The 22291-nt window shown below is 68.9% G+C and carries 23 protein-coding genes; 10 read left to right on the top strand and 13 right to left on the bottom strand.

Annotated elements, in window-relative coordinates:
- Positions 1–99: 99 nt before the first annotated feature.
- Entirely contained in the window at positions 100–771 is a 672-nt protein-coding gene (locus tag AC1DMS_RS18740) for a cysteine hydrolase family protein (RefSeq protein WP_478181615.1), read from the top strand.
- A complete protein-coding gene (locus AC1DMS_RS18735; protein ID WP_012745440.1) occupies positions 768–1532 on the top strand; it encodes a GntR family transcriptional regulator in 765 nt (254 codons plus the stop codon). Before AC1DMS_RS18740 ends, AC1DMS_RS18735 begins: the two co-directional genes overlap by 4 nt.
- 14 nt (positions 1533–1546) lie before the next feature.
- On the opposite strand, the gene AC1DMS_RS18730 is transcribed toward AC1DMS_RS18735, so the two are convergent.
- Positions 1547–2350 carry an exodeoxyribonuclease III gene (locus AC1DMS_RS18730; RefSeq protein WP_012745441.1) on the bottom strand — a complete coding sequence of 268 codons (804 nt, stop codon included), beginning with the start codon at positions 2348–2350 and terminating at the stop codon, positions 1547–1549.
- A gap of 12 nt (positions 2351–2362) precedes the next feature.
- Between AC1DMS_RS18730 and pyrE the strand changes: the two genes are divergently transcribed.
- Together pyrE and AC1DMS_RS18720 are read left to right on the top strand one after the other, a co-directional pair.
- Positions 2363–3046 (top strand): orotate phosphoribosyltransferase, encoded by a 684-nt coding sequence (gene pyrE, locus AC1DMS_RS18725; protein WP_478181614.1) that lies wholly within the window; start codon positions 2363–2365, stop codon positions 3044–3046.
- A 10-nt stretch (positions 3047–3056) separates the two neighbouring features.
- Positions 3057–3743: a DUF4124 domain-containing protein gene (locus tag AC1DMS_RS18720; RefSeq protein WP_478181613.1), complete on the top strand. Its 687-nt coding sequence runs from the start codon at positions 3057–3059 to the stop codon at positions 3741–3743.
- 3 nt (positions 3744–3746) lie between these two features.
- On the opposite strand, the gene gatB is transcribed toward AC1DMS_RS18720, so the two are convergent.
- Genes gatB through gatC form a run of 3 tightly spaced genes read right to left on the bottom strand, consistent with a single transcriptional unit; the run spans position 3747 to position 7022 of the window.
- Positions 3747–5237, bottom strand: coding sequence for an Asp-tRNA(Asn)/Glu-tRNA(Gln) amidotransferase subunit GatB (gatB, locus tag AC1DMS_RS18715; RefSeq protein WP_478181612.1), 1491 nt, complete (start codon positions 5235–5237; stop codon positions 3747–3749).
- A 1-nt stretch (position 5238) separates the two neighbouring features.
- Positions 5239–6726: an Asp-tRNA(Asn)/Glu-tRNA(Gln) amidotransferase subunit GatA gene (gene gatA, locus AC1DMS_RS18710; protein WP_478181611.1), complete on the bottom strand. Its 1488-nt coding sequence runs from the start codon at positions 6724–6726 to the stop codon at positions 5239–5241.
- The gene (gene gatC / locus AC1DMS_RS18705) at positions 6723–7022 is read right to left on the bottom strand and encodes an Asp-tRNA(Asn)/Glu-tRNA(Gln) amidotransferase subunit GatC (protein ID WP_012745446.1); all 300 of its coding nucleotides are present in this window, start codon (positions 7020–7022) and stop codon (positions 6723–6725) included. The genes gatA and gatC overlap by 4 nt, the downstream gene beginning before the upstream one ends.
- A 214-nt stretch (positions 7023–7236) precedes the next feature.
- On the opposite strand from gatC, the gene AC1DMS_RS18700 reads away from it, so the two are divergent.
- From AC1DMS_RS18700 to mrdA, 4 genes are all read left to right on the top strand, one after another.
- Entirely contained in the window at positions 7237–8280 is a 1044-nt protein-coding gene (locus tag AC1DMS_RS18700; RefSeq protein WP_007833435.1) for a rod shape-determining protein, read from the top strand.
- Positions 8281–8365: 85 nt separating this feature from the next.
- Positions 8366–9346 carry a rod shape-determining protein MreC gene (mreC, locus tag AC1DMS_RS18695; protein WP_018903891.1) on the top strand — a complete coding sequence of 327 codons (981 nt, stop codon included), beginning with the start codon at positions 8366–8368 and terminating at the stop codon, positions 9344–9346.
- Complete coding sequence (gene mreD / locus AC1DMS_RS18690) at positions 9343–9864, top strand: rod shape-determining protein MreD (protein ID WP_012745448.1); 522 nt, start codon at positions 9343–9345, stop codon at positions 9862–9864. Before mreC ends, mreD begins: the two co-directional genes overlap by 4 nt.
- 56 nt (positions 9865–9920) lie before the next feature.
- Positions 9921–11888 (top strand): penicillin-binding protein 2, encoded by a 1968-nt coding sequence (mrdA, locus tag AC1DMS_RS18685; RefSeq protein ID WP_369664005.1) that lies wholly within the window; start codon positions 9921–9923, stop codon positions 11886–11888.
- A gap of 130 nt (positions 11889–12018) precedes the next feature.
- Here mrdA and fahA read toward each other — a convergent pair whose 3' ends face one another.
- The 6 genes from fahA to AC1DMS_RS18655 all read right to left on the bottom strand — a co-directional run bounded on the left by fahA (position 12019) and on the right by AC1DMS_RS18655 (position 18595).
- Positions 12019–13293 carry a fumarylacetoacetase gene (fahA, locus tag AC1DMS_RS18680; RefSeq protein WP_478181610.1) on the bottom strand — a complete coding sequence of 425 codons (1275 nt, stop codon included), beginning with the start codon at positions 13291–13293 and terminating at the stop codon, positions 12019–12021.
- Between the two features lie 25 nt (positions 13294–13318).
- Entirely contained in the window at positions 13319–14296 is a 978-nt protein-coding gene (locus AC1DMS_RS18675) for a Bug family tripartite tricarboxylate transporter substrate binding protein (protein ID WP_012745451.1), read from the bottom strand.
- A complete protein-coding gene (gene hmgA / locus AC1DMS_RS18670) occupies positions 14293–15606 on the bottom strand; it encodes a homogentisate 1,2-dioxygenase (RefSeq protein ID WP_478181609.1) in 1314 nt (437 codons plus the stop codon). Before hmgA ends, AC1DMS_RS18675 begins: the two co-directional genes overlap by 4 nt.
- A 41-nt stretch (positions 15607–15647) precedes the next feature.
- Positions 15648–15851, bottom strand: coding sequence for a DUF2783 domain-containing protein (locus AC1DMS_RS18665; RefSeq protein WP_018903896.1), 204 nt, complete (start codon positions 15849–15851; stop codon positions 15648–15650).
- A gap of 8 nt (positions 15852–15859) precedes the next feature.
- Positions 15860–17497 (bottom strand): FAD-dependent oxidoreductase, encoded by a 1638-nt coding sequence (locus AC1DMS_RS18660; protein WP_478181608.1) that lies wholly within the window; start codon positions 17495–17497, stop codon positions 15860–15862.
- A 138-nt stretch (positions 17498–17635) separates the two neighbouring features.
- Positions 17636–18595: an MBL fold metallo-hydrolase gene (locus tag AC1DMS_RS18655; protein ID WP_478079564.1), complete on the bottom strand. Its 960-nt coding sequence runs from the start codon at positions 18593–18595 to the stop codon at positions 17636–17638.
- A gap of 145 nt (positions 18596–18740) precedes the next feature.
- Here AC1DMS_RS18655 and AC1DMS_RS18650 point away from each other — a divergent pair, with 145 nt between their 5' ends.
- Entirely contained in the window at positions 18741–19604 is an 864-nt protein-coding gene (locus AC1DMS_RS18650) for an IclR family transcriptional regulator (protein ID WP_027730063.1), read from the top strand.
- Entirely contained in the window at positions 19601–20350 is a 750-nt protein-coding gene (locus AC1DMS_RS18645; RefSeq protein WP_478181607.1) for an SIR2 family NAD-dependent protein deacylase, read from the top strand. The genes AC1DMS_RS18650 and AC1DMS_RS18645 overlap by 4 nt, the downstream gene beginning before the upstream one ends.
- Positions 20351–20360: 10 nt before the next feature.
- Here the strand turns inward: AC1DMS_RS18645 and AC1DMS_RS18640 are convergent, their stop codons facing one another.
- Genes AC1DMS_RS18640 through AC1DMS_RS18630 form a run of 3 tightly spaced genes read right to left on the bottom strand, consistent with a single transcriptional unit; the run spans position 20361 to position 22287 of the window.
- Positions 20361–20582: a hypothetical protein gene (locus AC1DMS_RS18640; RefSeq protein ID WP_012745458.1), complete on the bottom strand. Its 222-nt coding sequence runs from the start codon at positions 20580–20582 to the stop codon at positions 20361–20363.
- Between the two features lie 44 nt (positions 20583–20626).
- The gene (locus tag AC1DMS_RS18635; RefSeq protein WP_423838431.1) at positions 20627–21301 is read right to left on the bottom strand and encodes an ABC-type transport auxiliary lipoprotein family protein; all 675 of its coding nucleotides are present in this window, start codon (positions 21299–21301) and stop codon (positions 20627–20629) included.
- 14 nt (positions 21302–21315) lie between these two features.
- On the bottom strand, positions 21316–22287 hold the full coding sequence (locus AC1DMS_RS18630) for an MlaD family protein (RefSeq protein ID WP_012745460.1): 972 nt from the start codon (positions 22285–22287) through the stop codon (positions 21316–21318).
- Positions 22288–22291 lie beyond the last annotated feature (4 nt).

Below are 22291 nucleotides of genomic sequence, written 5' to 3'. Positions count from 1 at the left end.
GGGCCGCCCACCCCGCACCACACACCGGGCTCGGCGGTGGAGTGTTTGCCACCGATGCGCCATCGCCGCGCCCCGGCATGAACAACAACGAGAGCAAGCATGCGCATAGAAACTGCCAACCCCTTTCCCTACGACTTCGAGCTGAAGAACACCGCGCTGGTCCTCATCGACATGCAGCGCGACTTCATCGAGCCCGGCGGCTTCGGCGAAACGCTGGGCAACGATGTGTCTTTGCTCGAAGCGATCGTTCCGGCCACAAAAGCGGCGCTGCAGGCATGGCGGGAGGCCGGCGGCCTCGTGGTGCACACGCGCGAGGCGCACAAGGCGGATCTTTCCGACTGCCCGCCCGCCAAGCGCAACCGCGGCAACCCGAGCCTGCGCATCGGCGACCAAGGGCCGATGGGCCGCATCCTCGTCGCCGGCGAACCGGGCAACCAGATCATCGATGCGCTGGCACCCGTCGACGGCGAAATCGTCGTCGACAAGCCCGGCAAGGGCGCGTTCCATGCCACCGGCCTGCATGAGCTGCTGCAAGCGCGCGGCATCACGCACCTGCTGTTCGGCGGCGTCACCACCGAGGTCTGCGTGCAGACCAGCATGCGCGAGGCCAACGACCGCGGCTACGACAGCCTGCTGCTCGAAGACTGCACCGAAAGCTACTTTCCGGCCTTCAAGGCGGCCACGCTCGACATGATGCGCGCGCAGGGCGCGATCGTGGGCTGGACCGCGCCGAGCAGCGCGCTGCTGGCGGTGCTCGGCCAAGGGCAATGACTGCGACTACCATTCCCCACGTGCCTACCGCCCGACCCCGCTCCGCTTCGCCCGCCCCCGCTTCCGACGCCACCGTTTTCCGCACGCGGGCCGACGAGGTCTACGCGCAGCTCAAGCGCGACGTGGCCGATTTCATCCTCGTGCCCGGCGACCGCTTCACCGAGAACGAGATCAGCGACCGGCTCGGCGTCTCGCGCACGCCGGTGCGGCAGGCGCTGTTCCGCCTGCAGCAGGAAGGCTTCGTCGAGGTGCTGTTCCGCAGCGGCTGGCGCGTGCTGCCCTTCGACTTCGACCAGTTCGAGCAGCTCTACGACCTGCGCATGGTGCTCGAGACCACCGCGGTGCACCGCCTCTGCGAAGCCGACCGCCGCGTCGACCGCAGCCTGCTCGACGCGCTGGCCGAGATCTGGCTCGTGCCCGCGGCCCAGCGCAGCAGCGACACCGCGCAGGTGGCGCAGTGGGACGAGGCCTTCCACTGCGCGCTGGTGGCCGCGGCGGGCAACGCCGAGATGGCGCGCGTGCACCGCGACGTGACGGACCGCATCCGCATCATCCGCCGGCTCGACTTCACCCAGCAGCCGCGCATCGACGCCACGTATGAAGAGCACGCCAAGATCTTGAAGGCCGTGCGCGCCAACCGCGGCGAGCAGGCCGCGATGCTGCTGCGCGCGCACATCGAGACCAGCCAGGCCGAGGTGCGCAAGATCACGCTGCACCAGGTGCACCTCGCGCGGCACGCGGGCAAGGCGGCGCCGCGCTGAAGCGGCCGGCGGGGCTACAGCGTGAAGTCGTAGTCCACCGTGATCGGCGCGTGGTCGCTGAACTTGATGGTCTTGTAGATCTGCTCGCTGCGCGCGAGCGCGCCCAGGGCCGGCGTGGCCAGGTGGTAGTCCAGCCGCCATCCCACGTTGTTCGCGTAGGCTTGGCCGCGGTTGCTCCACCAGGTGTAGGCCTCGCCCGTGGTGTCGGGCTTGAGCAGGCGGTAGACGTCGACCAGCCCCGCGCCGTCGGCGCCGGCGTCGAGCAACCGGGTCATCCAGGCGCGCTCCTCGGGCAGGAAGCCGCTGTTCTTCTGGTTGCCGCGCCAGTTCTTGAGGTCGATTTCCTTGTGGGCGATGTTGATGTCGCCGCAAAGGATGAATTCGCGCTCCTTCTTGAGCGCCGTGAGGTGCGGAAAGAAGCCCTTCAGGAAGCGGAACTTGGCTTCCTGCCGCTCCTCGCCCGAACTGCCGCTCGGGAAGTAGCAGCTGATGATCGAGAGCTTGCGCCGGGGCGTGTCGAAGCGCAGTTCGAGATACCGGCCCTCGGCGTCGAATTCGGCATCGCCCCAGCCCACCACCACGGCGCTCGGCGCGTGGCGGGTGTAGATCGCGGTGCCGGCGTAGCCTTTTTTCTCGGCGAAATGGAAATGGCCCTTGAGGCCGGCCATTTCCTCGAAACGGCCTTCGATGTCGCTCGCTTGCACCCGGATCTCCTGCATGCAAATACAATCCGGCGCAAGTTCGGCCACCCAGTCCGCCACCCCTTTCGTGGCGGCCGAACGCAGGCCATTGAGATTGAGGCTGGTCAGTTTGAACACAAGGAATTTCCGATGGCTGTAGATGGTGTGCAAGGCAGCGCGGTGGCGCAGGATTTCGTCCAGTTCGCCCTCGACGCAGGGGTGCTGCGCTTTGGCGAGTTCAAGACCAAGGCCGGGCGAATGAGCCCTTATTTCTTCAATTCGGGGCTCTTCGACGACGGCGCCAAGATCGCGCGGCTCGCCGGATTCTATGCAGACCGGCTGATCGAGAGCGGCGTCGAGTTCGACATGGTCTTCGGCCCCGCCTACAAGGGCATTCCGCTGGGCGCCACGGTGGCGGCCGAACTGGCCCGGCGCGGCCGCAACCATCCTTTTGCCTACAACCGCAAGGAAGCCAAGGCGCACGGCGAGGGCGGCAACCTGGTGGGCGCGCCGCTCAAGGGCCGCGTGCTGATCGTCGACGACGTGATGTCGGCCGGCACCGCGGTGCGCGAATCCATTGCCGCCATCGAAGCCGCGGGCGCCACGCCGCACGCCGTGGCCATTGCGCTCGACCGGCAGGAAAAAGCCACCGAGAACGGCGTCGACGTGGACCACAGCGCCGTGCAGTACGTGCGCAACCAGCTGGGCCTGCAGGTGGTGGCGATTGCCACGCTCGACGACCTGCTGAACTACCTCTCGGGCAGCGCCGCCGCCGACCTGGGCGTGCATCGCGAGCGGGTGCTCGCCTACCGCGCGCGCTACGGCGCCAACTGAGATCGACGCCGTGCCCATTCACAAGCCCGGCCTGGCGGCCCGACCGTTCGCAGCCCCCTGGGTGCTGCTGTTGCCGATGGCACTCTGGGCTGGCGCGGTCCCGGCGCAGCCCGCACCGGCGCCGGCGGCCGGCATTTATTCATGCACCGATGCGCGCGGCCGCACGCTCACGGCCGACCGCCCGATTGCCGAATGCGTCGACCGCGAACAGCGCGAACTGAGCCCGAGCGGCACCACGCGCCGCCGCATCGAACCCACGTACACCGCCCGTGAACTGGCCGAGCGCGAAGACCGCGCCCGCGAGGCCGCCCTGCAGGCCGCGCGCCTGACCGACGAGCGCCGCCGCGAGCGCGCACTGCTGGTGCGCTATCCCAACGCCGAAGTGCATGACCGCGAGCGCGCCGAGGCGCTGGTGCAGATCGACGCGGTGATCCAGGCCGCGAAGAAGCGCCTGGCCGAACTCGCCGAAGACCGCCGGAAGATCGACGAGGAGCTCGAGTTCTACAAGCACGACGTGAGCAAGGCGCCCGGCGCCGTGCGCCGCAAGCTCGAGGACAACGCGCAGAGCGTTGCGGTGCAGAACCGCTTCATCGGCGAGCAGGAAGACGAGAAGAAGCGCGTCAATGCGCGCTTCGACGAGGAGCGCACGCGCTTGAAGCAGCTCTGGTCCCCCCAGAACGGCGGTATCAAGCGCTGAGGCTCAGCCCAATTTTGCTTTCAGCAGCTCGGTCACCTGCGCCGGGTTCGCCTTGCCGCCGCTGGCCTTCATCACCTGGCCCACGAGGCCGTTGAGCGCCTTTTCCTTGCCGCCGCGGTATTCCTCGACGTTCTTTGCGTTCTTGGCGATCACCTCGTCCAGGATCTTGTCGAGCGCGCCGGTGTCGCTCATGGGCTTCAGGTCCTTGGCCTCGATGATGGCGTCGACATCGCTGCCTTCGCCGGTCCAGAGCGTGTCGAACACCTGGCGCGCGGCGTTGTTGGGCAGCGTGCCGTCGGCAATGCGCCCGACCAGCTGCGCCAGCTGCTGCGCCGTGACGGGCGCGGCCTCGATGCCGATCTCCTGCGCGTTCAGGCGGCGCGCCATCTCGCCGGTGATCCAGTTGCTCGCGAGCTTGGGCGTCGCGCCGGCCTTCACCGCGTCGTCGAAGTAGCGCGCGAGCGCCGGGCTCTGCGTGAGCTGCGCCGCGTCGTATTCGGACATGCCGTGGTCGCGCACATAGCGCTCGGCCATGGCGCGCGGCAGCTCGGGCATGGTGGCGCGCACGCGCTCGATCCACTCGGCCTCGATGGCCAGCGGCGGCAGGTCGGGATCGGGAAAGTAGCGGTAGTCGGCCGCGTCTTCCTTGGTGCGCATGGTGCGCGTCTCGCCGGTGTCGGGGTCGAACAGCACGGTGGCCTGCTCGATCTTGCGGCCGTCTTCCAGCTCGTTGATCTGCGAGTTGATCTCGTAGTCGATCGCCTGCTGCATGAACTTGAAGCTGTTCAGGTTCTTGATCTCGCGCCGCGTGCCGAGCTTCTCGCCGGGCTTGCGCACCGAGACGTTGGCGTCGCAGCGGAAGCTCCCTTCCTGCATGTTGCCGTCGCAGATGCCGATCCAGGTGACGATCTTGTGCAGCTCGCGCGCATAGGCCACGGCCTCGGCGGTGGAGCGCATGTCGGGCTCGGTCACGATCTCCAGCAGCGGCGTGCCGGCGCGGTTCAGGTCGATGCCGCTCTGGCCGATGAAGTTCTCGTGCAGCGACTTGCCCGCGTCTTCCTCGAGGTGGGCGCGCACCAGGCGCACGGTCTTCTTTTCTTCGCCAAGGAAGAACGAAACCGCGCCGCCCTGCACCACCGGGATCTCGTACTGGCTGATCTGGTAGCCCTTGGGCAGGTCGGGGTAGAAATAGTTCTTGCGCGCGAACACGCTGCGCGGCGCAATGTGCGAGCCGAGCGCCAGGCCCAGCTTGATGGCGCGTTCGACCGCGCCCTTGTTCATCACGGGCAGCGTGCCGGGCAGCGCGAGGTCGACCGCGCAGGCCTGCGTGTTGGGCTCGGCGCCAAAGGCGGTGGAGGCGCGGCTGAAGATCTTGCTCGCGGTCGAGAGTTGCGCGTGCGTCTCGAAGCCGATGATGACTTCATAGCCGCGCACCAGCGGGCCGGTCGGGCGGCCTTCTTGCTGTGCTTCGAAAGTGTTCACGGGTTCGCTCATTTCAAAAGCCCTCCGGCGTGCGCATGTGCCAGTCGGTGGCTTGCTGGAAGCGGTGGGCTGCGTTCAGCAGCTTCGCTTCGCCGAAGTAGTTGCCGATCAGCTGCAGGCCGACGGGCATGCCGGCATCGAAGCCCGCGGGCACGCTCATGCCGGGCAGGCCGGCCAGCGAGGCCGGCAGCGTGAAGATGTCGGCCAAGTAGTCGGCCACCGGATCGCCGCCGTGCTCGCCGATCTTCCAGGCGGTGGTCGGCGCGGCCGGGCCGGCGATCAGGTCGCACTGCCCGAAGGCCTGCTGGAAGTCGTCGGCGATCATGCGGCGCACCTTCTGCGCCTGCAGGTAGTAGGCGTCGTAGTAGCCGTGCGAAAGCACGTAGGTGCCGATCATGATGCGGCGCTTGACCTCGTCGCCGAAGCCTTCGGCGCGCGTGCGCTCGTACATCTCGGCCAGGTCCTTGTACTGCTTGGCGCGGTGGCCGAACTTGACGCCGTCGAAGCGGCTCAGGTTGCTCGAGGCTTCGGCCGCGGCCAGGATGTAGTAGACGGGAATCGACAGCTCGGTGAGCGGCAGCGACACCTCGACCCGCTTCGCACCGAGCTTTTCGTACTGCACAAGGGCCGCATCGATGGCCGCGCGCACGCCGGGTGCCACGCCCTTGCCGAAGAACTCCTTCGGCACGCCGATGCGCAGGCCTTCGAGCGAATCGCCGAGCGAACGGCCGAAGTCTTCGGCGGGCTTGTCGAGCGAGGTCGAGTCGCGGTCCAGGTCGGGGCCGCAGAAGGCCGACAGCAGCAGCGCGCAGTCTTCGGCCGAGCGGGCCATCGGGCCGGCCTGGTCCAGGCTCGATGCGAAGGCCACCATGCCGTAGCGCGAGGCGCGGCCGTAGGTCGGCTTGATGCCGGTGATGCCGCAGAACGAGGCCGGCTGGCGGATCGAGCCGCCGGTGTCGGTGCCGGTGGCCGCAGGCGCCAGGCGCGCCGCCACGGCCGCCGCGCTGGCGCCCGAGGAGCCGCCCGGAATGCGCTCGCGGTTCCACGGGTTCTGCACCGGCACGGCCTTGTCGTGGCCCACGGCGGGCACGGCGACGTTCTCGTTGGCCGAGCCCATCGCGAATTCGTCGCAGCTGAGCTTGCCCAGCGTGACCGCGCCGGCCTCGGCCAGGCGGCGCACCACGGTGGCGTCGAAGGGCGAGCGGTAGCCCGCGAGCATCTTGGAGCCGGCGGTGGTGGCGAAATCGGTGGTGACGAAGATGTCCTTGTGCGCAATTGGCACGCCGGCCAGCGCCGGTGCGTTGCCCTTGGCAATGAGCGCGTCGGCCGCGCGGGCCTGGGCCAGCGTCACTTCCTCGTTCACGTCGACGAAGGTGCCGAGCGATTCGTGGGCCTTCATGCGGCCCAGGAAGACCTGCGAGGCCTCGACGGCCGAAACCTTGCGCTCGGCCAATGCCTTGGCCAGGTCAGCCACGCCCATCTGGTGCAATTCGCCGCTCATTCGATCACCTTCGGCACGAGGAACAGGCCGGCTTCGACGGCCGGGGCGCTCTTCTGGTTGGCTTCGCGGTTGTCGGGTTCGCTTGCCACGTCGTCGCGCAGGCGCAGCGTGATGTCCTCGACGGCGGCCACCGGATGGGCCAGCGGCTCGACTCCGGCGGTATCGACCGAACGCATGCGTTCGACCAGGTCAAAGAAGCCGTTGATCTGGCTGAGCATGCGCTCGCTTTCGTCGGAAGCAAGCTGCAGCCGCGCCAGGGAGGCGATGCGTGCAATATCTGAGGCGGAAAGTGACATGGGTCGGACCGGTCGAAAAAACCGGAAGTAATCGCACGCCGGAGAGGGTGCTAACACGGGATTCAGAGGGGATTCGGGTATTATCCCGCCTTTGCCGCAACCCCCGCGAACGCGCCGGCTTTTGCGCCAAAAACGATCAATTCACCCCGTCATACGACCCAAAAACAGAGCGACGACCTGCCGACGCGCAGGCGTGCTCCAGAGGATTCCGCACATGTTTGGAGCTTTCCGTCGGTACTTTTCCACCGACCTGGCGATTGACCTCGGCACCGCCAACACCCTGATCTTCGCCCGCAACAAGGGCATCGTGCTGGACGAGCCCTCGGTCGTCGCCATCCGCCACGAAGGCGGTCCCCACGGCAAGAAGGTGATCCAGGCCGTCGGCCGCGAGGCCAAGGCCATGCTGGGCAAGGTGCCCGGCAACATCGAGGCGATCCGCCCGATGAAGGATGGCGTGATTGCCGACTTCGTGATCACCGAGCAGATGATCAAGCAGTTCATCAAGATGGTGCACCCGCGCACGCTGCTCACGCCGAGCCCGCGCATCATCATCTGCGTGCCCTGCGGCTCCACCCAGGTCGAGCGCCGCGCCATCAAGGACGCGGCCGAGGCGGCAGGCGCCACGTCGGTCTACCTGATCGAGGAGCCCATGGCCGCGGCCATCGGCGCCGGCCTGCCAGTCAGCGAGGCTTCGGGCTCGATGGTGGTGGACATCGGCGGCGGCACCACCGAAGTGGGCGTCATCAGCCTGGGCGGCATGGTCTACAAGGGCTCGGTGCGCGTGGGCGGCGACCGCTTCGACGAAGCCATCATCAACTACATCCGCCGCAACTACGGCATGCTGATCGGCGAGCCGACGGCCGAGGTCATCAAGAAGAACATCGGCTCGGCCTTCCCGGGCTCCGAGGTCAAGGAGATGGAAGTCAAGGGCCGCAACCTCTCCGAAGGCGTGCCGCGCAGCTTCACCATCAGCAGCAACGAAGTGCTGGAAGCCTTGACCGATCCGCTCAACAACATCGTCTCGGCCGTGAAGAACGCGCTGGAGCAGACGCCCCCCGAGTTGGGCGCCGACATCGCCGAGCGCGGCATGATGCTGACCGGCGGCGGCGCGCTCTTGCGCGACCTGGACCGCCTGCTGGCCGAGGAAACCGGCCTGCCGGTGCTGGTGGCCGAAGACCCGCTGACCTGCGTGGTGCGCGGCTGCGGCATTGCGCTGGAACGCATGGACCGCCTGGGCAGCATCTTCACGAGCGAGTAAAAGGCGTAAGCCATCATCGGCCGGCCTCTGCTTGCGCAGGCCGGCTTTTTTGCCATCTGACGTTGCACACAGCCAGGTCCGAACCATGCCCTTGGGCACGCTCGATCGCACAGCCCCACCCCTGTTCAACCAGGGGCAGTCGGCGCTCAGCAAGCTGATCTTCTTCGGCGCGCTCTCGCTGTTCCTGATGGTGGCCGATGCGCGCTTCCACCTCGTGCAGCCGCTGCGCGCGGCCGTCGGCGCGGTGCTCTATCCGGTGCAGTGGCTGGCGCTCAAGCCGGTGCAGATGGTGATGGGCGGCAGCCGCTATTTCGAAGACCTGCAGACGGCCCAGCGCAACGAGGACGAGGCGCGCAAGGCGCTCATGCTGCAGGCCGAGCGCGCGAGCCAGGCCGACACGCTCGCGCAGGACAACGCGCGGCTGCGCGCGCTGCTCGAACTGCGCCAGACCACCCAGGCGCCGGGCCGCGCGGCCGAGGTGCTGTACGACGCGGCCGACCCCTACACGCGCAAGATCGTCATCGACCAGGGCCTCACGCAGGGCGTGGCGCCCGGCTCGCCCGTGATCGACGCGCACGGCGTGCTGGGACAGGTGACGCAGGTGCAGCCCTTCACGAGCGAGGTCACGCTGGTGATCGACCGCGATCTTTCCATTCCCGTGCAGAACACCCGCACCGGCGTGCGCAGCGTGGCCTTCGGCGACGCGTCGGCGCATGGCGGCGGGCTGGAGCTGCGCTTCATGGCCGCCAATGCCGACCTGCAGGAGGGCGACCTGCTGTCCACCAGCGGCGTCGACGGCGTCTATCCGCCCGGCCTGCCGGTGGCGAAGATCGAGCGCATCGAGCGCCGCGCCGACTCGGCCTTTGCGCGCATCTACTGCGTGCCGCTGGCCCGCGTGACGGCCGCGCGCTACGTGCTGGTGCTCGCGCCCACCGGGGCTCCCTCGGCGCCGCCGGCCCCGGCGCCCGCCGCCGCGGTGCGCAAGAAGCCCGAGGCCAAGCCGGCCGCCAAGGCGGACAAGGCCACCGACAAGGCCGACAAGAAAGCCGCGGAGCGCGCCCGATGATCAAGCGTCCCGGACAACAGCAGCTCCTGCTGCCCGTGAGCCCGCTGTTCATGTGGGCCAGCCTGGTGGTGGCGCTGCTCATCAACATGATCCCGATCGGCCGCGCCGCATGGATGCCCGACCTGCTCGCGCTGGCCATCGTGTTCTGGGGCGTGCACCAGCCGATGCGCGTGGGCATCGGCGCGGCCTTCGTCTTCGGGCTGTGCATGGACGTGCACCAGTCGTCCATGCTGGGCCAGCATGCGCTGTCCTACACCACGCTGGGCTTCTTCGCGATCACCATCCACCGGCGCCTGCTGTGGTACCCGGTGGCCTCGCAGGCGCTGCAGGTGCTGCCGCTCTTTGCGCTGTCGCAGCTCATCGAGGTGATCACGCGGCTGGTCGGCGGCGGCGTGTTCCCGGGCTGGAGCGTGCTGGTCTCGCCGGCCATCGAGGCCGCGCTGTGGCCGCTGGCCACCGCCTTGCTGCTCGCGCCGCAGCTTCGCACGCCCGACCCCGACGAGAACCGGCCGCTGTGAGTTCGCCCGCATTTGCCATGGCCACGGCCCGCGCCTAAGCTCGCACTTTCCCCGCCATGACCGAAATCCGCAACGTCGCTGCCGACCTCGCGCGCTTCAAGCGCCGCGTGGTCGTGATCGGCCTGGCGGTGCTGTTTGCCTTCAGCCTGCTGTGCGCGCGGCTGGTGTACCTGCAGGTGGTGCGCCACGAAGACCTGGCGGAGCAGGCCGAGAGCAACCGCACGGCCATCGTGCCCGTGGTGCCCAACCGCGGCCTGATCCTCGACCGCAACGGCATCGTGCTGGCCTCCAACTATTCGGCCTACACGCTGGAGATCACGCCTTCGAAGGTGGGCGACGTCGAGGAGACCATCGAAAGCCTGACCCAGGTGCTCGAGATCTCGCCGCGCGACCGCCGCCGCTTCAAGCGCCTGCGGGAAGACTCGCGCAGCTTCGATTCCATTCCGATCCGCACCCGCCTGAGCGACGAGGAAGTCGCGCGCTTCGCCGCGCAGCGCTACCGCTTCCCGGGCGTGGAGATCAAGGCCCGGCTGTTCCGCAACTACCCGCATGCCGAGCTGGCTTCGCACGTGCTCGGCTACATCGGCCGCATCAACCAGCGCGAGAAGACCGCGATGGAAGACTGGGACGAGGAAGACCAGGCCAACTACAAGGGCACCGACTACATCGGCAAGCTCGGCATCGAGCAGAGCTACGAGAAGACGCTGCACGGCCAGACCGGCGTCGAGCAGATGGAAACCTCGGCCGGCGGCCGCGCGGTGCGCCGGCTCGCCAGCCACCCGGCCACGCCCGGCAACACCGTGATGCTGTCGCTGGACATCAAGCTGCAGAAGCTGGTGGAAGACATGTTCGGCGACCGCCGCGGTGCACTGGTGGCCATCGACCCCAAGTCCGGCGAGGTGCTGGCCTTCGTGAGCAAGCCCACCTTCGACCCCAACCTGTTCGTCGAAGGCATCGACACCGAGAGCTGGCAGGCGCTGACCGAATCGCTCGACAAGCCGCTTTTGAACCGCGCGCTGCGCGGCACCTACCCGCCCGGCTCCACCTACAAGCCCTTCATGGCGCTGGCGGCGCTGCAGACCGGCAAGCGCGGCCCCAACGTGGTGGTGAACGACCCCGGCTACTTCAACTTCGGCGGCCACCGCTTCGGCAGCCCCGAGGGCAACATCGGCGGCGTCGACATGCGCCGCTCGATCCAGCTGTCGAGCAACATCTACTACTACTCGCTGGCCAATGAAATGGGCGTGGACCTGATCCACGACTTCATGAAGCCGCTGGGCTTCGGCCAGATCACCGGCATCGACCTGGGCGGCGAGGTGCGCGGCGTGCTGCCGAGCACAGAGTGGAAGCGCAACGCCTACAAGCGGCCCGAGCAGAAGAAGTGGTATGCGGGCGAGACCATCTCGCTGGGCATCGGGCAGGGCTACAACGCCTTCACGATGCTGCAGCTCGCGCAGGCCACCTCCATCGTGGCCGACGGTGGCCGCAAGCACAAGCCGCACCTCGTGCTGGCCACGCGCAACACCGTGAGCGGGCAGGTGGTGCCGCTGCCCCAGCCGCCGGCCGAGAACCTGGGCTACACCGCGGCCAACGTCGCGGTGGTCCGCGAGGGCCTGACCAGCGTGGTCACCAGCGGCACCGCGCGCGGCGTGTTCGCCGGCGCGGGCTACCAGGCGGCCGGCAAGACCGGTACCGCGCAGGCCGTGACGCAGGCGCAGAACACCAAGTACAACGCGCGCGCGCTCGAGGAGCACCAGCGCGACCACGCGCTGTTCATGGCCTTTGCGCCGGTCAACGATCCGAAGATCGCGCTCGCGGTGATCGTCGAGAACGCCGGCTGGGGCGCAGGCGCGGCGGCGCCCATTGCGCGCCGCGTGTTCGACTACTGGCTGATGGACCAGTATCCGAGCGAGGCCGACATGGCCGCCATCAAGGTCGGCAAGGCCACCGCGCCAATCGGCAAGCCGCGCGTGGCCAGCGAAGTGGCGTGGCCGGCAGCGTCGGCCGCTGCGACCGCGCCCTGAATCTTGCTCCCTCTCCCTCCGGGAGAGGGTTGGGGTGAGGGCCGGCAGCCTTGGAGCCCGTGCAATGTTGTGAGGCCGGTAGCCCTCACCCTAGCCCTCTCCCGGAGGGAGAGGGGACAACACGCAGACCTCAGGCCACCACCGTTCCGCTGACTTCACCCAGGCCGATGCGCACCGCGCCTGCGCGCTCGCAGTAGCCGCGGATCACCAGCGTGTCTCCGTCCTCGAGGAAGGTGCGCTTCTCGCCGTTGGGCAGCGTGATCGGCTGCTTGCCGCCCTGCGTGAGCTCGATCAGCGAGCCGGCCTCGTCGGGCTGGGGGCCCGACAGCGTGCCCGAGCCCAGCAGGTCGCCCGGCTGCAGGTTGCAGCCGTTCACCGTGTGGTGCGCGACCAGCTGCGCGGCGGTCCAGTAGGCGGCCTCGGTGGTGTTGCCGCGCGTGAGGCGCGCGGGCGCCAGGCCTTCGGCGCGCATCTTCGCGGTCTGCAGCAGCACTTCGAGCGTGATGTCGAGCGCGCCGCTTTCACGGTTCGAGGGCGCATCGAGGTACGCGAGCGGCTGCGGATCTCCCGCGGGCCGCTCGAAGCGGGCGCGGAACGGCGCCAGCGCCTCCATCGTCACGATCCACGGCGACAGCGTGCTCGCGAAATTCTTCGAAAGGAAGGGGCCGAGCGGCTGGTACTCCCAGGCCTGGATGTCGCGCGCCGACCAGTCGTTGAGCAGCGCCACGCCGAACAGGTGGTCCTCGGCCTCGGCGATGGCAATCGGCTTGCCGAGCGCATTGCCGCGGCCGACGAAGAAGCCCAGCTCCAGTTCGTAGTCGAGCCGCTTCGAGGGACCGAAGCCGGGTTCGGCCGCGTCGGGCGCCTTGGTCTGGCCCTGCGGCCGCTTGAAGACCTGCCCGCTCACGCCGATCGACGAGGCGCGGCCGTGGTAGCCGATCGGCACCCACTTGTAGTTGGGCATCAGCGGCTGGTCGGGACGGAACAGCTTGCCGATAGTGGTGGCGTGGTGGATGCCGGTGTAGAAGTCGGTGTAGTCGCCGATGCGGCAGGGCACGGCCATTTCGGCCTTGGCTTGCGGCAGCAGTGCCTTGGCCCAGGCCGCCTGCTGGCTGCTGCCTTCGGCCAGGCCCGCGGAGATGGCCGCGCGCAGCGCCTGGCGCTCCTTCACGCCCGCGTTCATCAGCGCATTCATGTCGTCGCTGTCGACGAGGCCGGCCGCCTTCAGGTCCAGCACCTGGTCGCCGATGGCCACGCCGATGCGGAAAGCCTCGCTGCTGCCGGCCGTGCGGAAGCGCCCGAAGGGCAGGTTCTGGATCGGGAAGTCGCAGCCGGCTTGGTTGGCGGAGGCGACCCAGCTGCGCAGCTTCGGGTCGTGGGTGGCGTTCAGTGCGGTGGTGCTCATGGCGTGTCTTTCGTTGAAATTCGGTTCAGTCGGCGGTCATGCCGGCTTTCCTGGCGACGTCGCCCAGGCGCTGGTATTCGGTTTGCGTGAGCGTGGCCAGCTCCTGCGCGGTCGAGCCGCGCGGCGAGAAGCCGGCCTGCTGCAGCTTGGCCTTCACCTCGGGCATCGCGAGCGCCTCGACGAAGGCTTCGTTCAGCGCCTTCACGATGGGCGCCGGCAGGTTCGCCGGGCCGTACACGCCGAACCACGGGTCCAGCGCATAGCCCTTGAGCCCGGCCTCGGCCATCGTCGGCACATCGGGCAGCGAGGGCGAGCGCGCCGGCCCCGCCACCGCCAGTGCGCGCAGCTTGCCGGCCTGGATGTGCGGCAGCGACGCCGGCAGGTTGTCGAACATCAGGCCGATGTTGTTGCCCAGCATGTCGGTGATGGCCGGGCCGCTGCCCTTGTAGGCCACGTGCACGAGCTCGGTGCCGGTCATCTGCGCGAACATCACGCCCGCCAGATTCATCGAGGTGCCGGCGCCGGCCGTGGCGTAGGGCAGGCCGGGGTTCTTCTTCGCGGCCGCGACCAGGTCGGACACCGACCTGATCGGCGAGCTGGCGGGCACTTCGAGCACGATGGTCGAGGTGCCGAGCAGGCTGATGGCCGTGAAGTCGCGGCGCGGATCGAAGGCCATCGACTTGTAGATGTGCGGGTTGAGCGCATTGGTCGAAATGGCGCCGAAGCCGATGGTGTAGCCATCGGGCGCGGCCTTGGCCACGGCGTCCATGCCGATGTTGCCGCCCGCGCCGCCGCGGTTGTCGATCAGCACCGGCTGGCCCAGCTTCTGCGAGATCTGCTGGCCCACGGTGCGCGCCACAAGATCGGTGGTGCCGCCGGGCGTGTAGGGCACGATGAAGCGGATGGGTTTCGACGGAAACTCCGCCGCATGCGCCGCGAGCAGGGGCGCGGCGAGCAGCGCGATGGCGGCCGCGCGGCGCGTGATTCCAAATGCGTTCTTCATGGCTTGAACTGGTCCTTCAGGCCCGCCCAGCAGTCGGCGTAATCGGTATCGAGCGCGGGGCTCTTGAGCGCGAAGTCCGTCGGAATGAACCGGTAGCGGCTCTCGAACATGAAGGCCAGCGTGTTGTCCAGCTTGTGCGGCTTCAGGTCGGCGTGCGTGGCCTTGTCGAAGGCTTCCTCGTCGGGGCCGTGCGGCACCATGCAGTTGTGCAGGCTCGCGCCGCCGGGCTTGAAGCCGCCCGGCTTGGCGTCGTATTCGCCGAGCACAAGGCCCATGAACTCGCTCATGAGGTTGCGGTGGAACCACGGCGGACGAAAGGTGTTCTCCATCACCATCCAGCGCGGCGGAAAGATCACGAAGTCGCAGTTCGCGGTGCCGGGCGTGTCGCTCGGCGAAGTCAGCACGGTGAAGATCGACGGGTCGGGATGGTCGAAGCTGATGGAGCCGATCACCATGAAATTGGCCGTGTCGTACTTCACCGGCGCCAGGTTGCCGTGCCAGGCGACCACGTTGAAGGGCGACTGCCTGGCCGGTGCCTTCCAGAAGCGGCCGCCGAATTTCTTCACCAGCTCGTAGGCGCCGCCGTCATCCTCGAAGGCCGCCACGGGCGCCTGGAAGTCGCGCGCGTTGGCCAGGCCGTTGGAGCCGATCGGGCCGAGCTCGGGCAGCCGGAAGTGCGCACCGTAGTTCTCGCAGACATAGCCGCGCGAGAGCCCGTCGGGCAAGGCCACCTTGAAGGCCATGCCGCGCGGCAGCAGCGCGATCTCGCCGGGCTTCACGTCGAGCACGCCGAGCTCGGTGGTGATCACGAGGCGGCCCTGCTGCGGCACCACCAGCATCTCGCCGTCGGCGTTGACGAAGGCGCGCTGGTCCATCGAGCGGCCCGCCAGGTACATCAGCGAGCCGATGCCCACCTGCGATTCGGCATCGCCGTTGGCCGCGATGGTGTGCATGCCGTCGATGAAGTCCGCTGCGGCCGCGCCGCCCTCGAGCGGCAGCGGATGCCAGCGCAGCGGCTCGGGCGGCAGCGCGATCTCGCGGTCGGCGCCGGTGGTCCAGTGCGCCTGCGCATACGGCTGGTAGCGGCCCGACACCACCGAAGGCTGGCGGCGATACAGCCAGCTGCGGCGGTTCTCATGGCGCGGCGCGGTGAAGGCGGTGCCCGAGAGCAGCTCGGTGTAGAGGTCGAAGGGCGCGCGCTGCGGGTTGTTGCGGCCCTGCGGCAGGGCGCCCGCAACGGCTTCCGAGGCGTACTCGTTGCCGAAGCCGCTCTGGTAGCGCCGCTCGGTATGGGCGGTTGGGTTGGTCATGGTGTTCTCTTTCGAAAATCAGGGCGAGAGCCGGCCCGTGTTCAGCTGCCGCGCGCGGCCTCGAAGGCCTCGCGCAGCACGGCCAGCGATCCGATGTGGTTGGCCAGCACGAGCACGAGCCGCGCATTGAAGGCGTGGCTCTCCTCGGTGGAAAGCCCCTGGTGCGCCTCGATCAGCGCCTCGTAGAAATCGTCGGGCGCTTCGAGGTTCGGTGCGGTGATCAGCTGTTTATGTTGCTGTTGCATGGTGGTCCTCATGCCTTGGCCAGTGCGCGGCCGATGGCTGCGCGGATGTTTTCTGCCGTGGGTTGCCGCCAGCGCGCGCACACATGCTGGTCGGGCCGCAGCAGGTAGACGGTGCCGGGCTGCGCGTCGTAGCGCTGCACGGCGAGCTCGCCTGCGGGCGTCGCGCCTTCCACGCGCACCACGTGCAGCGGAAGGTCGCAGGCCTTCAGCGCCTGCAGGCTGCGCTCGGCCGCTTCGCCGGTGCCGAACAGCAGCGCCGTGAACTGCGCCACATGGCATTCGCGCAGCAGCCAGCCGCTGCTGCCGTCGGCGCGCACGATGGGCGCATCGGCCGCCGCGGCGCCGGGCACCATCGCCCCCGCAAACACATCGGCATCGGGCGTGTTGAGCGGCGAATCGCGCAGCACCGCGGGCAACGAGAGCCGCCCGCTGTTGACCAGCGTGCGCGCGAAGGCGTGGCGCTTGGTGAGCTCCAGCACCGCGTCGCGGAACAGCCGGCTCACTTCGCTCTTGGGCGTGATGAAGTCGGTGGCGCGCGTGGAGTGGCGGATGTTCTCGTCGGCCGCGTATTCGCGCTCGCTCGCATAGCTGTCGAGCAGCGCGTCGGGCGCCTCGCCCTCGAGCACGGCCGCGAGCTTCCAGGCGAGGTTGTCGGCGTCCTGCACGCCCGAGTTGGCGCCGCGCGCGCCGAAGGGCGACACGCCATGCGCCGAGTCGCCCGCGAACAGCACGCGGCCGTGGCGGAAGCGCTCCATGCGCTGGCAGGCGAAGGTGTAGACGCTGGCCCAGCCGATCTGGAACTGCACGCCATCGAAGCCGATGCTGTCGAGCAGCGCGCGCACCCGCGGCGTGATGTTCTCGGGCTTGCGCTCTTCCACCGGATCGGCGTCCCAGCCGAGCTGGAAGTCGACGCGCCACATGCCGTCGGCCTGCTTGTGCAGCAGCACGCTCTGGCCGGGGTGGAACGGCGGGTCGAACCAGAAGCGCCGCTCCGTCGGAAGCTGGGCATCCATCGTGATGTCGGCGATCAAAAAGCGGTCGCGGAAAGTGCGGCCCTTGGCTTCGAGGCCCATCAGCTGCCGCAGGTTGGAGCGCGAGCCGTCGCAGGCGCCGACGTAATCGGCAGCCAGCTGGTAGTTGCCTTCGGGTGTTTCGACAGTCAGCAGCGCGCCGTCATCGCGCGGCTCGATGCCCGTGACCTTGTGGTTCCAGCGCAGGTCGATCAGCGGCAGGGTGGCGGCGCGCTCGACGAGGTAGCCCTCGACGTAGTACTGCTGCAGGTTGATGAAGGCCGGGCGCTCGTGGCCGGGTTCGGGCAGCAGGTCGAAGCGGTAGACCTGCTCGCCGTGGAAGAACACCTTGCCCACGTGCCACGACACGCCCTTGTCGACCATGCGGTCGCCGCAGCCGAGGCGGTCGAACACCTCGAGCGTGCGCTTGGCGAAGCAGATCGCGCGCGAGCCGCTGGACAGCGTGTTGTCGTTGTCGAGCAGCACCACCGGCACCTGGCGCAGCGCCAGGTCGATGGCCAGCGTGAGGCCGACCGGGCCGGCACCGACGATCACCACCGGGTGGCGGGCGGGCGTGGACGCATCCTGGTCGGCATGGCGCCTGTAGTCGAAGCGCAGGCTTTGATAGTCGATCACGTGTTGTCTCCGTGTCTTTGTATTGCTTTGCTCCTTCCCCTCCCGGGGGAAGGCTGGGATGGGGGCTGACTGCGCTCGTTGCGGGCGCCGCGTGCCCCCACCCCAGCCCTCCCCCGGGAGGGGAGGGAGCAAAACCGGTCAGCCCTCGAGCGCCTTCCACATCTCGATGTCGCGCTCGGCCGTCCACACGCGCGGGTCGGCATGGCCCGAGGCCTCGTCGTACGCGCGGCTCACGTCGAAGGGCATGCAGTGGTCGAAGATCACCCACTGGCTGTACTTGGGCTTGAGCTTGGCGTAGGTGTCCTTGTAGACCGTGTTCAGGTCGCGGCCGGCCTTCACGCCTTCCTGCACGCTCGCGTACACGTCGGAGATGAAGTTGCGCGTGCCGGCCAGGCCCTCGGCCACTTCGGCCGGCGTGGTGAGCGCGGCGCCGCGGCCGGGCACCAGCGCGGCCGGCTTGAGCGCGGCGATGTTGTCCAGCGTCTGCGGCCAGTCCTGGAAGTAGGCGTCGCCCGCATACGGCGTGGCGCCGAACTCGACCAGGTCACCCGACAGCAGCGTGCGCTCCCCGGGCAGCCAGACGACGGTGTCGCCCTTGGTGTGGCCGCGGCCCAGCTGGATCAGCTGCACCTCGAGCTTGCCGAGCCACAGCGTCATCTTGCCGGTGAAGGTCATGGTGGGCCAGGTCAGGCCCGGCGGCACCGTCTCGACGTTCTGGAACAGGCGCGGAAAGCGGCCGATCTCGCTGGCCTTGTCGGCCTCGCCGCGCTCCACGATCAGGTCGCGCGTGTCCTGGCTGGCCAGGATGTGCTCGGCACCGTAGCCGGCCGCGCCCAGCACGCGCACCGCGTGGTAGTGCGTGAGCACCACGTACTTGATCGGCTTGTCGGTCACTTCGCGGATGCGGCGCACCACGTCGGCCGCCATGGCGGGCGTGGCCTGGGTGTCGGCCACCAGCACGCAATCGTCGCCGATCACGATGCCGGTGTTGGGATCGCCCTCGGCCGTGTAGGCCCAGGCGTGCGCCGAGATCTGGCTGAAGGTGATCTTCTTCTCTTCCATGTCGGCCTGGCTGGCGAACTTCTTGGCTTGGCTCATCGTGTGTCTCCGTCGGGTGGATCGAAATTTGAGTTCGTCTAAAGCAAATGAATTTGCGGTTAACGAATTCCTGGAGTGTAAGCCCGAGATCAGTTCATGTCTAATCCCTTCTTCATGAACGAACAACCAGACGCCAAGGCGGGCCATGGCAGCCAATGACAACGACCGCGCCGCCCAGCGCGGCATCCAGAGCATCGAAGTGGGTGGCCAGCTGCTGCGCGCGCTGGTGCACCACGGCCGGCCGATGGCGCTGAAAGACCTGGCGCGCGAAGCCGACATGACGGCCGCCAAGGCCCATCCCTACATGGTGAGCTTCGGGCGGCTCGGCCTGATCGAGCAGGACCGCGCCAGCGGCCACTATCTGCTCGGCCCGCTGGCCTTGCAACTGGGGCTCATCAGCCTGCAGCAGGCCGACCCGGTGCACATTGCGACGCCGCTGATCGCCGAGGTGGCGCAGCGCATCGGCCACACAGTGGCGCTCGCGGTCTGGGGCGCGCGCGGCGCCACCATCGTGCGCACGGCCGAATCGCCGTCGCCGGTGCACGTGAACATGCGGCACGGCACGGTGTTCTCGCTCACCAACACGGCCTCGGGCCGGGTCTTTGCCGCCTACCTGCAGGCCGATGCGGTGCGGCAGCTGCTTGACGCCGAGCGCCAGCGCCAGAAGCAGCGCAAGGCCGGCGAAGAGCCGCCCGCGGCCGGCATGCCGCCGCAGCCGCCGCTGCCTTCGTGGAGCGAATTCGAACGCCAGCTGCAGGAAGTGCGCACGCACGGCATCAGCCGCTCCGAAGGCGAGGTGATCGAGGGCGTGAGCGCCATGGCGGCGCCGGTGTTCGACCACACGGGCGCCATCGTGCTGTCGGTCACGGCCATCGGCCCGGCCGCCATCTTCGACACCGCCTGGGACGGCGAAATCGCACGCGCGCTCAAGGCCTGCGCGGGCACGGTGTCCGCGCGGCTGGGCGCAACGTCTGCCGGAAGAAAGGCTTCCGCACCGCTGGATCCATGAGCAGCCTGGGCACCGCTTCCTCTTCCACATCGCCCGTCGAATCCGCCATTGCCCTGTTGGGCGCCGCCCGGCGCATCGCCGTGCTGTCGGGCGCGGGGCTGTCCAAGGCCTCGGGCATTCCGACCTACCGCGACGCCGACGGCCTCTGGATGAACCAGAACGCGCTGCAGTTCTCCCACGCCGAAGACCTGCAGCGCGACCCCAGGGGCTTCACCCGCTTCTGGGCCCGGCGGCTCGGCACGGTGGAGGCCGCGCAGCCGAACCCCGGCCATGCGGCGCTCGCACTGCTGCAGCGGCTGCGCCCCGCCACGCGGCTCATCACGCAGAACGTCGACGGCCTGCTTTCGATGGCGGGCGGGCTGGACGTGCTCGAACTGCACGGCTCGCTGCGCCGCTGGCGCTGCGACCACTGCGGCAACCGCCGCGGACCCTGGCCCTTTCACCGCTGCATGCGCTGCGCCTCGCGCGCCCGGCCCGACGTCGTGATGTTCGGCGAGATGCTGAACCCAGGCGTGCTGCACGACGCGCAGGTGGCGGCGCAGGAATCGGACGTGTTCATGGTGGTCGGCAGCACGGCGGTGGTCTACCCGGCGGCCGAGTTGCCGCAGCTGGCGATGTCGCGCGGCGCGCGGCTGATCACGCTCAACATGGAGCCGCTGCCGCATCTGGACGCGGCGGCGGCGGTGGTCCTGCGCGGCGCGGCGGAGGTTCTTCTGCCGCGGCTCCTGGCGGGGATCGGCGGCTGAGGGCTCGCGCTCAGCCCTTCTTGCCCCCGAGCAGCACCAGCGCCCCGCCCACCACGATGGCGGCCACGCTGGCCCAGGCCGGGAAGTTGACCTGCTGCTTTTCCTTCACCGAGAACTCCAGCGGCCCCAGCTTGGCCTGGTGCGTTTCCTTCGTGAAGCTGAAGCCGCCGAGCCCGAGGCCCGCGATGCCCGCGACGATGAGCAGGATGCCGATGATGCGTGTGGCGTTCATGGTGGGTCTCCTCCGTTGGTGGAAAAAAGCGCTTCGAGCCGAGCTTACTGCCGCGGCAGCTGGTCCACCCACTGCACGACCTCGGCCACCGCCGCATCGGTGGCCGCGGCCAGCGCCTTGACGCCGCCGGGTGCATCGGCGCTCGGCGCGGGGCGGCGCACGGTGAAGCTGCGCTGGCCCAGCACGCGGTCGCCGCCGGTGGTGCCGCGGATCAGCGTGGCGCGCAGGCGCACCAGGCCGGCGCTGCTGCTGGCCGATTCGAAGTAGTGGCTGAACTCGTCGAGCGAGATGCGCAGCGTGTCGGGCACCTTGCCCTCGGCGCGCGCAATGGTCGCGCTTTCTTCCGGGCCGAGCACGGTGCGCCGCTCGGCGAGCGCGTCGCGCAGCCGCTGGCGCAGCAGCTGCGCCGGCGCCAGGCTCCAGCGCGACTGGCCGTAGGGGCGCAGCTCGTTGGCATCGGCGTAGCCGAGCCGGTAGAGGATCTGCGTGCTGTCGAGCCGCGTGTTGCTCTCGATCTCGGCCAGCGCGAGCGTGGGCAGCGCGGCCGCGGGCGGGTTGGCCGCGGGTGCCGACGCGGCCGGCCCGGGTCCGAAGTCGTACAGCGCGGCGCGCGCGGGCTTGTCGGGCAGGGCGCTGCAGCCCGCGAGCAGCAGCAGCGCGAGGCCGGCGCAGGCGGCCAGGCGCGGAGGGAGGCGAAGGATGGCGTTCTTCTTCATCATGGTCATCATCACGTTCAGGGACGTGCCAGCGAATGGGTGGAGGGCGGCGCCGAAAAACCGGGCTCGCCGGGCCCGGCAGCGGTGCCGCCGTTGCCGAACAGCAGCGACTGCGGGTTGTCGTTGATGCTGTCGGCCGCGCGGCCGAGCCGGCGCACCGCGCGCGATGTGTCGTCGGCCACGCGGTTCACGCGCGGCAGCGTGGCGGCGTTGAACGAATCGACCGACTGCGCCAGCGCCTTGGTGCCTTCGCTCAGCCGCTCGATCGGGCCATCGGGCGCGTTGAGCCGGCCCACGGTGGTGTTGAAGTTGTTGGCCACGCGCGAGACGTCGCCGGCCGCGGTCTTCACCGACGAGAGCGTGTTCGGCAGCGCCGCGAGCGCCGGGTTCAGCCCGGTCTTCACCGTGTTGTCGAGCTGCTTGAGCAGCGTGTTGGCGCTGGCCGAGGCCGCCGCGATGTTCTCCAGCGCATCGGCCGCGCGCTTCTGGTTGTCGTCGCTCAGCAGCTGGTTGGCGCGCTTGGTCGCCTCGTCGACCTGGTTGACGATGGCTTCGCCGCGGTCCTGCAGCTGCGCCAGCATCGAGGGCTTGAGCGGAATGCGCGGCGGATCCTCGTTGTTGGGCGCGAGCGCCACGTTCGATTCGCCCTTGTCGTCCAGCGCGATGAAGGCCAGGCCGGTCACGCCCTGGTAGCTCAGCGTGGCAAAGCTCGAGGTGGTGAGCGGCACGCGCTGGTCGACCGTGATGCGCACGCGCACGTTGCCCTTGGTCTTGGGGTCGAAGTCGATCGAGGTCACCTTGCCGACCGCGATGCCGCGGTAGCGCACCATGGCCTGCGGCTGCAGCCCGCTGACCGGGTCGCGCGTGGAGAGTTCATAGGTGTTGCGCACGGTGCTGTCGCGCGTGAACCAGACCACCAGCCCCACGAGCACGGCGATGAGGCCGAGCACGAAGGCGCCGGCGGCGATGGCATGGGCTTTGTTTTCCATGGTG

This window comes from Variovorax sp. 05T418 (genome assembly GCF_056396385.1).
This window is presented reverse-complemented; position numbering and strand designations above follow the sequence as displayed.

Excerpts from the sequence above, each read along its gene's own strand:
- AC1DMS_RS18740 (WP_478181615.1), top strand. The coding sequence starts at position 100 with ATGCGCATAGAAACTGCCAACCCCTTTCCCTACGACTTCGAGCTGAAG.
- AC1DMS_RS18735 (WP_012745440.1), top strand. The coding sequence starts at position 768 with ATGACTGCGACTACCATTCCCCACGTGCCTACCGCCCGACCCCGCTCC.
- pyrE (WP_478181614.1), top strand. The coding sequence starts at position 2,363 with ATGGCTGTAGATGGTGTGCAAGGCAGCGCGGTGGCGCAGGATTTCGTC.
- gatB (WP_478181612.1), bottom strand. The coding sequence starts at position 5,237 with ATGAGCGAACCCGTGAACACTTTCGAAGCACAGCAAGAAGGCCGCCCG.
- gatA (WP_478181611.1), bottom strand. The coding sequence starts at position 6,726 with ATGAGCGGCGAATTGCACCAGATGGGCGTGGCTGACCTGGCCAAGGCA.
- gatC (WP_012745446.1), bottom strand. The coding sequence starts at position 7,022 with ATGTCACTTTCCGCCTCAGATATTGCACGCATCGCCTCCCTGGCGCGG.
- AC1DMS_RS18700 (WP_007833435.1), top strand. The coding sequence starts at position 7,237 with ATGTTTGGAGCTTTCCGTCGGTACTTTTCCACCGACCTGGCGATTGAC.
- mreC (WP_018903891.1), top strand. The coding sequence starts at position 8,366 with ATGCCCTTGGGCACGCTCGATCGCACAGCCCCACCCCTGTTCAACCAG.
- mreD (WP_012745448.1), top strand. The coding sequence starts at position 9,343 with ATGATCAAGCGTCCCGGACAACAGCAGCTCCTGCTGCCCGTGAGCCCG.
- mrdA (WP_369664005.1), top strand. The coding sequence starts at position 9,921 with ATGACCGAAATCCGCAACGTCGCTGCCGACCTCGCGCGCTTCAAGCGC.
- fahA (WP_478181610.1), bottom strand. The coding sequence starts at position 13,293 with ATGAGCACCACCGCACTGAACGCCACCCACGACCCGAAGCTGCGCAGC.
- AC1DMS_RS18675 (WP_012745451.1), bottom strand. The coding sequence starts at position 14,296 with ATGAAGAACGCATTTGGAATCACGCGCCGCGCGGCCGCCATCGCGCTG.
- hmgA (WP_478181609.1), bottom strand. The coding sequence starts at position 15,606 with ATGACCAACCCAACCGCCCATACCGAGCGGCGCTACCAGAGCGGCTTC.
- AC1DMS_RS18665 (WP_018903896.1), bottom strand. The coding sequence starts at position 15,851 with ATGCAACAGCAACATAAACAGCTGATCACCGCACCGAACCTCGAAGCG.
- AC1DMS_RS18655 (WP_478079564.1), bottom strand. The coding sequence starts at position 18,595 with ATGAGCCAAGCCAAGAAGTTCGCCAGCCAGGCCGACATGGAAGAGAAG.
- AC1DMS_RS18650 (WP_027730063.1), top strand. The coding sequence starts at position 18,741 with ATGGCAGCCAATGACAACGACCGCGCCGCCCAGCGCGGCATCCAGAGC.
- AC1DMS_RS18645 (WP_478181607.1), top strand. The coding sequence starts at position 19,601 with ATGAGCAGCCTGGGCACCGCTTCCTCTTCCACATCGCCCGTCGAATCC.
- AC1DMS_RS18640 (WP_012745458.1), bottom strand. The coding sequence starts at position 20,582 with ATGAACGCCACACGCATCATCGGCATCCTGCTCATCGTCGCGGGCATC.
- AC1DMS_RS18635 (WP_423838431.1), bottom strand. The coding sequence starts at position 21,301 with ATGATGAAGAAGAACGCCATCCTTCGCCTCCCTCCGCGCCTGGCCGCC.
- AC1DMS_RS18630 (WP_012745460.1), bottom strand. The coding sequence starts at position 22,287 with ATGGAAAACAAAGCCCATGCCATCGCCGCCGGCGCCTTCGTGCTCGGC.